Here is an 11,604-nt window from a genome sequence, read left to right as displayed (position 1 = left end):
ATGGCTCCCGCAGCATCGACGTCGCCGCTCTCACCTGGCGGCCTGGCAGCGCCGCACGGGATTCCCGGTCACCTCGTCGATTTTGTCGAGGCTTTGCGACGACGCGGAATCATGGTCGGCCCGTCCGAGACAGTCGACGCCGGTCAGGTCATGTCTGTTCTCGACCTGCTCGATCGTGAAGCGCTTCGTGAAGGGCTGGCATGCTCGCTCCTGCGCAGGCCGACCCACCGGGCGACGTTCGACGCCGTCTTCGACCTGTGGTTCCCCAAGGCGATCGGTGACCGTGCGGTCGGCGACGTCGACGTCACACTGCCGCGCAAGCCAGACGGCTCGATCGACCTGCAGGCATTGCGTGAGCTGATCGCCGAACTGCTGACAGACGGCAGTGACGAGGCGATGGAGATGACCGAACTCCTGACCGCCGCGATGGTCGAGGAACTCGGGCAGTACCAGTCGAGCAACGGCCCGTCGTTCTCCGCCTATCAGGCGCTGCGTGACGTCGCCCCGGAGACGTTGCTCAACAAGATCCTGCAGGGCCTGCTCGGCAACCACGAGGGTTCCGGGTCAGAGGGCAAGGACAACTCCGACTACCAGTCCGAGGTCGCCAAGCGCACGGCAGCGCAGCGCATCGCGGACTTCCGCAAGATGGTCGAGAAGGAAACGCGTCGACGCACAGCCGAGAATTTGGGCAAGGAGCGGGTCGCCACGTACGGCGTTCCGAAACTCGCCGAGGAAGTCGACTTCTTGCGAGCGTCCGATGCCGAACTCACCACGCTGAAGAAGAACGTCGCACCCCTGGCTCGCTTGTTGGCCAGTCGTCTCGCCGTGCGTCGTAGCCGATCTCGCGCGGGTTCGATCGACCTACGTCGTACGTTGCGCAAGTCCATGTCGACGGGCGGAGTGCCGATCGATCTGGTGCAGCGCAAGCCGAAGCGGGCGCGGCCCGAACTTGTGGTGATGTGCGACGTGTCCGGCTCGGTGGCGGGGTTCAGCCATTTCACTCTGCTGCTCGTGAACGCTTTGCGTGAGCAGTTCTCGCGCGTGCGGGTGTTCGCGTTCATCGACACGACCGACGAGGTCACGCGGTTCTTCGACTCGAACGCAGACCTCGGATCAGCGATGTCACGGATGGTGCGTGAGGCCGAACTGATCACCTACGACGGCCACTCAGACTACGGACACGCCTTCGGAGTGTTCCAGGAGAAGTTCGCGCAGTCGATCACCAGTCGCACGTCGCTACTGGTACTCGGCGACGGTCGCAACAACTACCGCGATCCCAACCTTCAGTCGCTGTCGCAGATGGTGGCAGTAGCCAAGCACGCGCACTGGCTCAACCCCGAGCCGAAGGGGCAATGGGGAACGGGTGACTCCGCGGCGAAGGTCTACAACGAGGTCATCAGCATGCACGAGTGCCGCTCGGCCCAGCAGCTTGCCGACGTCGTGTCCCGTCTGCTGCCGGTCTGACCCGTAAGCTCGACACTCGTGCAGAAGGGACTATCGGTGGAACGTGCTCGACGCCTAGGAGTGATGGGTGGCACCTTCGACCCCATTCACCATGGCCACCTCGTTGCGGCCAGTGAGGTCGCCGACCGGTTCGGACTCGACGAAGTGATCTTCGTCCCCACCGGGCGGCCCTGGCAGAAGCAGGGGAAGGGCGTCAGTCCTGCCGAGGACCGGTACCTCATGACGGTCATCGCCACCGCCTCCAACCCGCGGTTTTCCGTCTCTCGGGTCGACGTCGACCGTGAAAAAGTGACGTACACCGTGGACACGCTGCGAGACCTCCGGGCCTACCACCCTGACGCCGAACTCTTCTTCATCACCGGTGCCGATGCGCTGGCCAGCATCCTTTCCTGGCAAGATTGGGAAGAGTTGTTCGCATTGGCGAAGTTCGTCGGGGTATCGCGACCGGGTTTCGATCTCAATGCAGAGCACCTGGCCGGTCACCTCGACACCATGCCCGCCGACGCGGTCACGTTGATAGAGATTCCGGCACTTGCCATTTCGTCGACCGAATGTCGGCGTCGGGCAAGTGAAGACCGCCCCGTCTGGTACCTGGTGCCGGACGGAGTGGTGCAGTACATCTCGAAGCGGAACCTGTATCGACCTGTCGACGCGGAGCGCCGCGACGGAGCTACAACGATGTCGGAGCCCGCACCGGGGAAGTCGGAAGCCGTCCCGGGCGCCGAATCGAGCTAGCCGAGAACAACAAGTACTTTCTGAAGACGAAACTGGAGAACATCGAGTGAGCGCAAACACCGAAGCCATCGACATGGCACGCATCGCGGCCTTGGCAGCCGACGAGAAGCTGGCCACCGAAGTGGTGGTGCTCGATGTGTCCGAACAGCTGGTCATCACGGACTGCTTCGTCATCGCATCTGCGACGAACGAGCGTCAGGTCAACTCGATTGTCGAGAACATCGAAGACCGTCTCCGCGAAGCGGGACACAAGCCGGTCCGCCGTGAAGGCACCCGCGAGGGCCGCTGGGCACTGCTCGACTACGCCGACATCGTCGTCCACGTCCAGCATGACGAGGAGCGCAACTTCTACGCTCTCGATCGTCTGTGGAAGGACTGCCCGACGGTCGAGGTCGAAGGCCTCGGACAGAACCGTCCCGGCCCCGCCGACGCCAACACGGTGTTCGAGACCGACACGGTTTCCGAGCCGGACGCGCAGGATCCCTCGCTGTGACTTCGTCGGCGCCCAGTGCGGCGTCGAACCCTGTCCGCCGGCTCATCCTGCTGCGTCACGGACAGACCGAATACAACGCCGACTCTCGGATGCAGGGGCAACTCGACACCGACCTGTCGGAGTTGGGACGCACGCAGGCCAAGAGTGCAGGTCCGGTGATCGCCGATCGCAGGCCGTTGACGATCGTGTCCTCGGATCTGCGTCGGGCGTACTTCACGGCCGTCGCAGTCGGTGATGCCGCCGGACTTCCGGTACTCACCGACACGCGTCTGCGTGAGACACACCTGGGCGAATGGCAAGGCCTGACTCATCACGACGTCGACGAGCGCACTCCCGGTGTGCGATCTGCCTGGCGGGCGGATGCCACGTTGGCGCCGCCCGGCGGCGAAAGCCGAATCGACGTCGCGAATCGCAGCCTCCCCGTAGTTCACGAATTGCTCGAGACGCACCCGGACTGGGCCGAACGGCCCGTGGTTCTGGTGGCGCACGGAGGCTTGATCGCGGCACTGACAGCGGCATTGCTCGACCTACCCGTCGATCGCTGGGCCGTCCTCGGCGGATTGGGAAACACCAGTTGGGTGCAACTCAGCGGACACGGGGACGTCAAGTCGATCGAGTGGCGACTCGACGTATGGAATGCTTCTGCGAGTGTCGCAAATGACGTCCTCTGAAAGTGCCGACGGGCAGCGCCCCGTCCTCCTCGTACTCGCGGATTCGCTGTCGTATTACGGCCCCAAAGGCGGCCTCGCGGCAGACCACCCACGGATCTGGCCCAACATCGTGGCCGACGAACTCGGCTGGGACGTCGAGTTGGTCGCCCGTATCGGCTGGACGTGCCGCGATGCGTGGTGGGCACTGACTCAGGATCCTCGTGTGTGGGCGGCGGTGCCGCGGGCAGGCGCCGTCGTGTTCGCGGTCGGCGGGATGGACTCGCTGCCGTCCCCATTGCCTACCGCGCTCCGCGAGACCATCCGCTACGTTCGGCCACCCGCGCTTCGACGCGTGGTGCGCGAGGGTTATCAGTGGCTGCAGCCGCGGCTTGCACCTCTGGGCCGCCCGGTCGCACTTCCGCCCAAGCTGAGCGTCGAGTATCTGGAAAGCTCGCGAAATGCGTTGGAGTACATGCGGCCCGAACTGCCGATGATCGCGACCCTGCCGTCGGTGCACCGCAGTGATGCCTACGCCAGCGTGCATGCCGGACGACCTGCCGCGGTGTCCGCGATCACCGAGTGGGCTACGGAGAAAGACGTTCCCGTAGTCGACCTTGCAGATGCAGTGCGTGACAACGTCTTTTCCGAGAACGGCAATCCTGACGGCATTCACTGGGGTTGGGACGGTCACCTCGGCGTAGCCCGCGCGATGATCGCTGCGATTCGCGGGGTCGAGGCGCAGAAAGTGGTTTCGCCGGAACTGGTAGCACCGCCGAGCGAAGTCGGGTAGCAGAATGCCGGTCGTCGTCGTCACGGATTCCTCCGCCTGCATCCCGCAGGAGTCGGCCGACGCATGTGGCATTCAGGTTGTTCCGCTCCACGTGCTCCGTGACGGCTGCGACTTGCGAGAGGGCGTCGACGCAATGCCGAGCGACCTGTCGGGAGTGACAACGGCCGGAGCGTCGCCCGCCGAGTTGTCCGAAGCGTATGCACGCGCCCTGGACATGAGCGACGGTGACGGCGTTCTCGCCGTTCACATTTCACGTCAACTGTCGGGAACGTGGGAAGCCGGACGAGTCGCAGCCCAGGAATTCGGTGGCGCCGTCCGGATCGTCGATTCACAGTCCGCCGGTATGGGTTTGGGCTATCCGGCTCTCGAAGCTGCACGCTTGGCCGAGAAGGGCGCTTCACTCGAAGAGGCGTACGGCCGGGCGGTCGACGTCGCCAGCCGTGGGCGCTGCTACATCGTCGTCGACAAACTTGATCAATTGCGTCGGGGCGGACGAATCGGAACCGCCGCTGCGTTGCTGGGTACTGCATTGGCGATGAAGCCGATCCTGCATCTGGTGGACGGCAAACTCGTGCTCGGCGAAAAAACGCGCACCACCACCAAAGCGCTTGCACGCTTGGTTGATTCGGCAGTCGAGCGCGCCGGTCTCGGCCGCGTGGCGATAGCCGTGCATCACATGCGAGCACGAGAGCGTGCCGACGGGATAGCGGAACAGTTGGCCGAGCGCATTCCCGATGTAGCGGAATCCGTGGTTACCGACTTCAGCGCGGTTATCGGAGCGCACGTCGGTGTCGGCGCGATCGGTGTTGTGGTGTGCCCGTTGCCGGAGATCGACGCGAACACCTGATCGTTTCTCCACAATCCCCGAGTTCTCCACAGGTCGAAATTCATCGTCTTCGGTGGCGAGGTCTCTCGTTAGCGTCCAGTCATGAGGATCAGCGAGGAGCGCGAGCGGGCGCGTGATCGCCTCGCGGCGATGGACGGAAACTACCGGCAGCGACCGGCCGTCGACGAATTCGAGGATTCAGGGTCTTTCGAGAGGTCCCCCGAGTGGCTTCGGGACTTCGACGAGGACGACTACGACGCTCAGCCCGACTCGTCACGGTTCGACCGATTGCCCGAACATTGGCGCGGTACACGTTGGCGCCCGAGTCGGTCGGCGACCTGGGTGTTGGCGATCGTTGCAGTTCTGGCCACGGGAATCGGCTTGTTCGCCGTGTGGTGGGATTCTCCGAGCATGCAGGCGGTCCCAACGTTGCCCTCGCCCCAGAATGTCACGGAGAAGAATGTGACTGCCGGCGATGGTGAATCAGCCAGTCCTGTACCGACCGGCGTCGTGGCAGAGCAGCCGCCCGAGGCTGTGGTGGTCAGTGTCGTCGGGCTCGTGCGCACGCCTGGGCTTGTCAATCTTCATTCGGGCTCGCGCATCGCCGACGCGCTTGCTGCGGCAGGTGGCGTGCTCGACGGAGCGGAGACGGTGGGCCTGAATCTGGCTCAGAAACTTGTCGACGGCGATCAGATCGTGGTTGGTGCGGCCGATCAGTCCGGTGGTGTTTCTTCGAGTACCACTGCAGGAGGGACCAGCCCCGCAGCTACGGGGGAATCCGGCGGGGCTGGGCTGGTGAACCTCAATACCGCCACCGAGGCCGAACTGGACGAGCTTCCCGGGGTAGGGCCGGTAACGGCTGCGGCGATCATCTCCTGGCGCACATCCAACGGAAAATTCACGGACATAGAACAATTGGGGGAAGTCGACGGGATCGGCCCGGCAAGGTTGGCCAAATTGCGAGTGCTGGTGTCGGTGTGAACGAACCGGAAGCCTCGCCGGTCCTCGACGCTCGACTGCTTCCGTCTGCCGTCGCGGTGTGGGGGAGCAGTGCGGTGGGGATCTTGTACGGTGCGACCACTGCGTGGGTGCTGGCGGCGTGTGCGGTTCCAGCGGCGATCGTGGCTGTCGTAATTGTGCGCCGCACATCTGCGGGGTGGGCACGAATCATGTTGGTTGCATTGCTGTTCGGTGCCGGGTGTAGTGCCGTCGGCGGGTGGCGGGCGTCCGAGGCGGAGAGGCACCCACTGACCCGAGCTTCTCTCGAGGGAGCTTGGGTGAGTGTCGAAGTGGAACCCACTGAGGATCCGCACGCGGTCTCCGGCGCGGTGGGTCAAGGTCAGGTCGTCTTCAGGGCAACCGTCAATTCGGTGACTGCCCAGAACCGCAGGTACTCCGGAGGCGGCTTGGTCACCATCCGGGCGCCCAGTTCGTCGTGGCTCGAAGTTGTTCCAGGGCAGAGCCTCACGGTTCGTGGCCGGGCGAGTCAGCCATGGCGTAGCGATTCCACGCTCGCCGTGATCACGTCCGAAGGGCCTCCCGTCGCGGTGGGAGAAGTGCCCTGGTATCAGCGATGGGCGAGTGTGGTGCGCATTCGTTTCGCGGCTGCGTGCTCGGCTGCACTCCCGCCGGATCAGGCGGGTCTGCTGCCTGGCCTCGTCGTCGGAGACACGTCGGCGCTGTCGCCGGTGGTGAAGGACAACTTCACCGTTGCCGGACTTTCCCATCTCACCGCGGTGTCCGGCGCCAATGTTAATGTGGGGTATGGGTGAATCTCTGAACGTTCGCGAATACCTCCGGGTCTCGAAAGACAGCTCCGGGATGGGTAAAAGCCCTGATCAGCAGCATGATGAGAACATTCGTGCCATCGAGGGCCAGGGTTGGCAGCTCCACTCGACTCCGCCTTACCGGGACACAGACCGCAGCGCTTCGCGGTATGCCAAGCGGGAACGCGAGGATTTCGTACGCCTGATCGCAGACCTTGAAGCCGACGCCTTTGACGCCGACGTCCTCGCTCTCTGGGAGTCGTCCCGTGGCTCGCGACGGGTTGGGGAGTGGGTGAAACTTGTCGAGCTGTGCGCCGAGCGTCAGGTACGCATTTGGGTCACCACTCACGGCCGTCTCTATGACCCAGTAAACGCACGTGACCGGCGTTCCCTGCTCGAAGACGCGGTCGATGCGGAATACGAGGCCGCCAAGACTGCCGAGCGCATTCAACGCGACGTGCGCGCCTCTGCTGCCGCGGGAAAGCCGCACGGTAAGAACCTCTATGGGTATATGCGGACGTACAAGCAGGGCCCGCGAGGGCCGATGCTTGACGAAATCCTCCCGCACCCGGAGCAAGCGCCCGTCGTCCAAGAGGCCGCGAGTCGTGTCATGAATGGCGATACCTTCTATGCCATCGCGAAGGACTTCAACAAGCGCGAAATCCTGCCCCGCAGGCCGTCTTTCAAGGCGCACCGGGCGCACCTCGGCTGGACCGGTGCAGCCGTGAAGCAGATGCTCACCGTGCCCGCCTACGCGGGAAAACGGGTGCACTTGGGGGAAATCGTCGCCGACGCCGTGTGGCCTCCGCTCATAGACTTTGCCATCTGGCAGAAGCTCCAACCTGTGATCTCACCATCGGAACGCAAGCGCACCAATGACTGGCCGGCGGTGCACCTGCTCAGCGGTATAGCCACCTGCGCGGTCTGCGGGTCCGGTCTGCGAGTCGGCAAGCAGAATCTTGGCCGACGCAAGGACAAAGACGGTAACGCGCTGCCAAAACCGGTGGACGAGCACGGCTCCGAACTGCCGTACCCCACTTATCGCACGTACGTTTGCTCGGGTACGCCTGGCAAGACCGGATTTCACGTCGCTATGAAAGAGAGCACCCTCGACCAACTGGTGACCGAGGTGGTCTTGGCCCGCCTGGAGCGACCTGACTTCCTGGCCGTCGTCGGCGCAAAGCAGGACGGTGGCGACGGCATACGCCAGGCGCTCCTTGACGAGATCGAGGGTCACCAGGACTACCTCGATGACGTTCGCGCGAAGGCTGCTGAGCTGCAGCGCTTTGATTTACTGCTCGACCAGGAGAAGCGTATTCAGCCGAAAATCCAAGCGGCCCAGGCGAAGCTGGAGCAGCTTGCACGCCTTGACCCGGCGGTAGTGTTGTTGGTGACTGGTGGTGCGATCCGCGAGGCTTGGGCAGGGCTCGACCTACCAGGTCGTCGCCGAATCATCCGTGCCGTTGTGACGCCGGCGATCAAACGCGTGGGCCAAGGCAAACAGTCGCGAGCCGAGGAGGTGTCACGCAATTTCGGGCGGATCGAATGGGCCTGGCGCTAACGCCATACGGCGGAGCTACTGACCCGGGTCCGGTTTCGGTGTGAGGGGTGGCCAGTGCGGTGTACTGAGCGTTCACTGACTGACTCCCGCAGTGGCGATGTGTTGGCCGAAAAGGAAAGCGCCTTCGTGGCCGAATTCTCGGTTTTCTTGCCGGCAGACTGATTTCAACTGCCGACGTCAGTTTCAGAAGACGACTGCACGCCCGGGCTGGCTTGTCCGATATTTGGTTGTGTGGCGAGCCTTTCCACCGCTCGTGTGCGGTTTGACGGGCATTCTGTTTCGTGATTTCGAACAAGAGCGAACGGTCCCGATTGTGAGGGCGAGGTGCCCGACCTGGTGCAGGTCGGGCACCCTTCACCATGGGGACCGTCACCTATCTGGGAACGCCCACTCTGGCAACGCAACTACTAGAACGCCCAGACGAGTCCGACAGCAACGATCGAACCGCCCGCCAACAGAACATGCCTGCCTTCCCTGCGCCTTCGCTCCTCTCGACGACAACACTGAACGCCGCCACCGCGACACCGAGAATGAACAAAAGAACCGCATACCAATTCATGCCGCGAATGAAAGCATAAATCGCCTCGCCACCACGACGGGGTGTGTGCACAGAACCCGTAGTTCAGTGGTGCGCGCGAATGCCGGCGGGGGTGACCGCAGATGTTGGCGCGGGAATCCTGAACTTATGAATTCGCAGAGCCTTCATCGCCAGTGCTTTCAACGAGATTCAAGGCCATGGAATGTGGTCGAGCGGTGGTTCGAATCTGGTACAAGACGGCGGCATATTGCACTGCACGACGGGCAGTTCGAAGCATTGTCAGAAAGAGATCCAAATCCGGTTCGCACGCGACGAGTCGGCCGTGTTCATACAGTTCGGTGCTCTCGACCTGAACTATCACGGTGTTCAGCGCCCATGTCTTTGCATGGCTGACTCCAGAACAGAGTTGCCAAGCAGTGAGGAGTGATTCCGGGCGCCCGGGCAGGTCGTCGATCGATTCGATCAGTTTCTCATATCCCCTGGGGTTCCCTTGTGACAGATTAATCTGCAATCGGGCAGCGACATCAGTTGCCCATCGCTGCCGTTCCTCGTGCTCACCGCCGTCGTCGAGCGGAGTACCGGAATACGCTTTTGATGAATACTTCCAAGATTCGCGGTGTTGGTAAATCAGTCTGGCGAGTCTGGTGTCGGTGTCCTCCGGTACGAGAAGCCACACCGTGGCACCGGCCGACTCGTAAGCTGCCCGTAAGAGCGCATATTGCGGGTAAGACCAAACGCCATTGAGCATGAGAGCTCCCGCCGCTTCGATGCATTCACAAGCGTGGGCCAGGCCCCGCTGAGCAAGCGATGTTGCCCAGATTTCCGGGAACCGCTCCTCATCCGCAGCTAGATCGCCTCCCTCCTCGGCCCGCTGACCAGCTTTTTTCTCAAATTCCTCGCGGATACGTTGCACGGATTCCAGCTCGGTGTAAATCGCACGCTTAAAGGTTGCATCATCCATATCGTCAGGGGTATCAGCTCTTTATAGAATTTGTCGAGGATTCGGCTTTCGGTGAACCATCGCCGGCCCGCCGCTGAGAACTGCAGGTTGAGATCTCGTCAGCGGCCGTCGGTCGGATTCTGATCATGTGAACCAGGGCCGAAGTGGTGTGTCCATCAATCGGTGTTGCTCTCAACAGGTCAACGCATCACTACTGGTGAGATGATGCGTGACCGTGGAGGCGTGGATGGGCAGCAAGGCATTGGGATTCACTGTGGAGCAGGAGAACCTGATCTGGGATCTCCACCGCCGTGGAGAATCACTAGGAGAAATCGAGCGGATCCTCGGAGTAACGATGCCCCGAATTCGTCGTTTCCTACGTGAGTCCGGCGGTATCCGACCGGTCCCACGAGCACGAAGACGCGGCCACATCACCGCAGGCGAACGAGAAGAGATTTCCCGCGGAATCGCCGCCGGCGACAGTGCTCGGACGATCGCCAAAAAAACTCGGAAGGTCCCCGTCGACGATTGCACGTGAAATCAACCGCAACGGCGGCCGCGTCGATTACCGGGCGGTCGAGGCGGACGCAGCGGCGTATGTCCGCGCCCGCCGACCCAAAATGCCGACGCTGTCTATGCGGCCAATTCTGCGGGAAACCGTCACCGCGAAACTCCACGAGCAGTGGTCGCCGCAGCAGATCTCCGTCTGGCTCCGGCGCGAGCACCCGGACGATCCGCAGATGTGGGTCTCGCACGAGACGATCTACCGATGCCTCTACACACCGTCGCGGAAAGCATTCGACAGCAATGTATTTCATGAACTACGTACTGATCGGCCGATTCGTCGACCTCGTGGGAAGAAACGCTCCCACGGCCGAGGGCGGATACGAAACATGGTTTCGATCGATCTTCGAGGAGCTGCGGCCAACGATCGTAGCGAGCCCGGACATCTGGAAGGCGATCTCGTGTTCGGCACCCGCCCGTCAGCAGTCGCGACGCTGGTAGATCGGCAATCACGCGCCACCCATGTGGTGGCATTGCCGGACGGGTACCGGGCCGAGACGGTCGCGAACGCGCTGATCACCTACCTGAACTCGCTACCTGCCCATCTGCGTAGGTCCCTGACCTGGGATCGAGGACGGGAAATGGCCGAACACGAGCGCATTACAGCTGCCCTCGACATGCCCGTCTACTTTTGCGCGCCGCATCATCCGTGGCAACGCGGGACGAACGAAAATACGAACGGGTTGCTGCGGCAGTACCTGCGCAAGAACGCTGACCTGCGCAGTTTCACCCAGGATGACCTGGATGCGATCGCGGCGAGACTCAATGAACGGCCTCGGCGTGTGCTCGACTGGGATAGCCCACGCCAGCGAGAAGACCGCGCCCTCAACTATCGGGCGACCGCATAAATTCGGCTGCCACGGACGGTTTGCGCGATGGCAATTTGGGCGCTGACGACGTCAGGCCCGTATATGCGTTCTATTGCGCAGCGCAGCAACCACCAGACTCGGAAGACCATTGACCATGCTGAGCACAACAACTGCCAGACCTCCAGCCAACAACGGCTCTGTACCCCAATAGAAGCCGAAAATGCGAACCGTGCCAACGATACTCAGCACCCAACCGGCAGTCTGGGCACGACGAACACGCTGTGCGGGGCGCGCCGAGGACGCGCCGGAAACGGTGGGCAGTCTCCGACCGTAACCTTCACCGGCCGCGATATAAGCACCTAAGACGTGGAAAGCGATGGCGAGCACCAATGCTCCCAACCCGATCAGCATGTATGCCCTCCAATCCGTTCATCGACTGTAACGCTATTTGGTCGCGGCAAAGACGAA

At 62.6% G+C, this 11,604-nt stretch carries 11 protein-coding genes and 1 pseudogene; 10 read left to right on the top strand and 2 right to left on the bottom strand.

Annotation, left to right across the window (positions count from 1 at the left end; translation table 11 throughout):
- The 9 genes from AOT96_RS29235 to AOT96_RS29195 all read left to right on the top strand — a co-directional run bounded on the left by AOT96_RS29235 (nucleotide 1) and on the right by AOT96_RS29195 (nucleotide 8,285).
- Nucleotides 1-1,464, top strand: coding sequence for a vWA domain-containing protein (locus AOT96_RS29235; RefSeq protein WP_065352680.1), 1,464 nt, complete (start codon nucleotides 1-3; stop codon nucleotides 1,462-1,464).
- Between the two features lie 63 nt (nucleotides 1,465-1,527).
- Entirely contained in the window at nucleotides 1,528-2,199 is a 672-nt protein-coding gene (nadD, locus tag AOT96_RS29230; RefSeq protein WP_007731022.1) for a nicotinate-nucleotide adenylyltransferase, read from the top strand.
- A gap of 46 nt (nucleotides 2,200-2,245) precedes the next feature.
- Nucleotides 2,246-2,692, top strand: a complete 447-nt coding sequence (gene rsfS, locus AOT96_RS29225) for a ribosome silencing factor (protein ID WP_003944502.1) — start codon at nucleotides 2,246-2,248, stop codon at nucleotides 2,690-2,692.
- Nucleotides 2,689-3,363, top strand: a complete 675-nt coding sequence (locus AOT96_RS29220; RefSeq protein WP_050654641.1) for a histidine phosphatase family protein — start codon at nucleotides 2,689-2,691, stop codon at nucleotides 3,361-3,363. Before rsfS ends, AOT96_RS29220 begins: the two co-directional genes overlap by 4 nt.
- A complete protein-coding gene (gene octT, locus AOT96_RS29215) occupies nucleotides 3,350-4,132 on the top strand; it encodes a diglucosylglycerate octanoyltransferase (RefSeq protein WP_050654642.1) in 783 nt (260 codons plus the stop codon). The genes AOT96_RS29220 and octT overlap by 14 nt, the downstream gene beginning before the upstream one ends.
- A 4-nt stretch (nucleotides 4,133-4,136) precedes the next feature.
- Nucleotides 4,137-4,979 carry a DegV family protein gene (locus AOT96_RS29210; protein WP_050654643.1) on the top strand — a complete coding sequence of 281 codons (843 nt, stop codon included), beginning with the start codon at nucleotides 4,137-4,139 and terminating at the stop codon, nucleotides 4,977-4,979.
- Between the two features lie 81 nt (nucleotides 4,980-5,060).
- Nucleotides 5,061-5,939: a ComEA family DNA-binding protein gene (locus AOT96_RS29205; RefSeq protein ID WP_050654644.1), complete on the top strand. Its 879-nt coding sequence runs from the start codon at nucleotides 5,061-5,063 to the stop codon at nucleotides 5,937-5,939.
- Entirely contained in the window at nucleotides 5,936-6,730 is a 795-nt protein-coding gene (locus AOT96_RS29200; protein WP_065352679.1) for a ComEC/Rec2 family competence protein, read from the top strand. Before AOT96_RS29205 ends, AOT96_RS29200 begins: the two co-directional genes overlap by 4 nt.
- Nucleotides 6,723-8,285, top strand: coding sequence for a recombinase family protein (locus AOT96_RS29195; RefSeq protein ID WP_197523621.1), 1,563 nt, complete (start codon nucleotides 6,723-6,725; stop codon nucleotides 8,283-8,285). The genes AOT96_RS29200 and AOT96_RS29195 overlap by 8 nt, the downstream gene beginning before the upstream one ends.
- A gap of 683 nt (nucleotides 8,286-8,968) precedes the next feature.
- Here AOT96_RS29195 and AOT96_RS29185 read toward each other — a convergent pair.
- A complete protein-coding gene (locus AOT96_RS29185; RefSeq protein ID WP_065352676.1) occupies nucleotides 8,969-9,784 on the bottom strand; it encodes a hypothetical protein in 816 nt (271 codons plus the stop codon).
- Between the two features lie 226 nt (nucleotides 9,785-10,010).
- Here AOT96_RS29185 and AOT96_RS29180 point away from each other — a divergent pair.
- Nucleotides 10,011-11,175: pseudogene (locus tag AOT96_RS29180) on the top strand (IS30 family transposase).
- 51 nt (nucleotides 11,176-11,226) lie between these two features.
- Here AOT96_RS29180 and AOT96_RS29175 read toward each other — a convergent pair.
- Nucleotides 11,227-11,547 (bottom strand): hypothetical protein, encoded by a 321-nt coding sequence (locus tag AOT96_RS29175; RefSeq protein WP_065352675.1) that lies wholly within the window; start codon nucleotides 11,545-11,547, stop codon nucleotides 11,227-11,229.
- Nucleotides 11,548-11,604: the final 57 nt, after the last annotated feature.

The sequence above is a fragment of the Rhodococcus sp. 008 genome, from assembly GCF_001682295.1.
GTDB lineage: Bacteria > Actinomycetota > Actinomycetes > Mycobacteriales > Mycobacteriaceae > Rhodococcus_F > Rhodococcus_F qingshengii.
This window is presented reverse-complemented; position numbering and strand designations above follow the sequence as displayed.

Bases quoted from the DNA above. Each gene is read 5' to 3' on its own strand.
- AOT96_RS29235 (WP_065352680.1), top strand. From the start codon at position 1: ATGGCTCCCGCAGCATCGACGTCGCCGCTCTCACCTGGCGGCCTGGCA.
- nadD (WP_007731022.1), top strand. From the start codon at position 1,528: ATGGGTGGCACCTTCGACCCCATTCACCATGGCCACCTCGTTGCGGCC.
- octT (WP_050654642.1), top strand. From the start codon at position 3,350: ATGACGTCCTCTGAAAGTGCCGACGGGCAGCGCCCCGTCCTCCTCGTA.
- AOT96_RS29210 (WP_050654643.1), top strand. From the start codon at position 4,137: ATGCCGGTCGTCGTCGTCACGGATTCCTCCGCCTGCATCCCGCAGGAG.
- AOT96_RS29205 (WP_050654644.1), top strand. From the start codon at position 5,061: ATGAGGATCAGCGAGGAGCGCGAGCGGGCGCGTGATCGCCTCGCGGCG.
- AOT96_RS29195 (WP_197523621.1), top strand. From the start codon at position 6,723: ATGGGTGAATCTCTGAACGTTCGCGAATACCTCCGGGTCTCGAAAGAC.
- AOT96_RS29185 (WP_065352676.1), bottom strand. From the start codon at position 9,784: ATGGATGATGCAACCTTTAAGCGTGCGATTTACACCGAGCTGGAATCC.
- AOT96_RS29175 (WP_065352675.1), bottom strand. From the start codon at position 11,547: ATGCTGATCGGGTTGGGAGCATTGGTGCTCGCCATCGCTTTCCACGTC.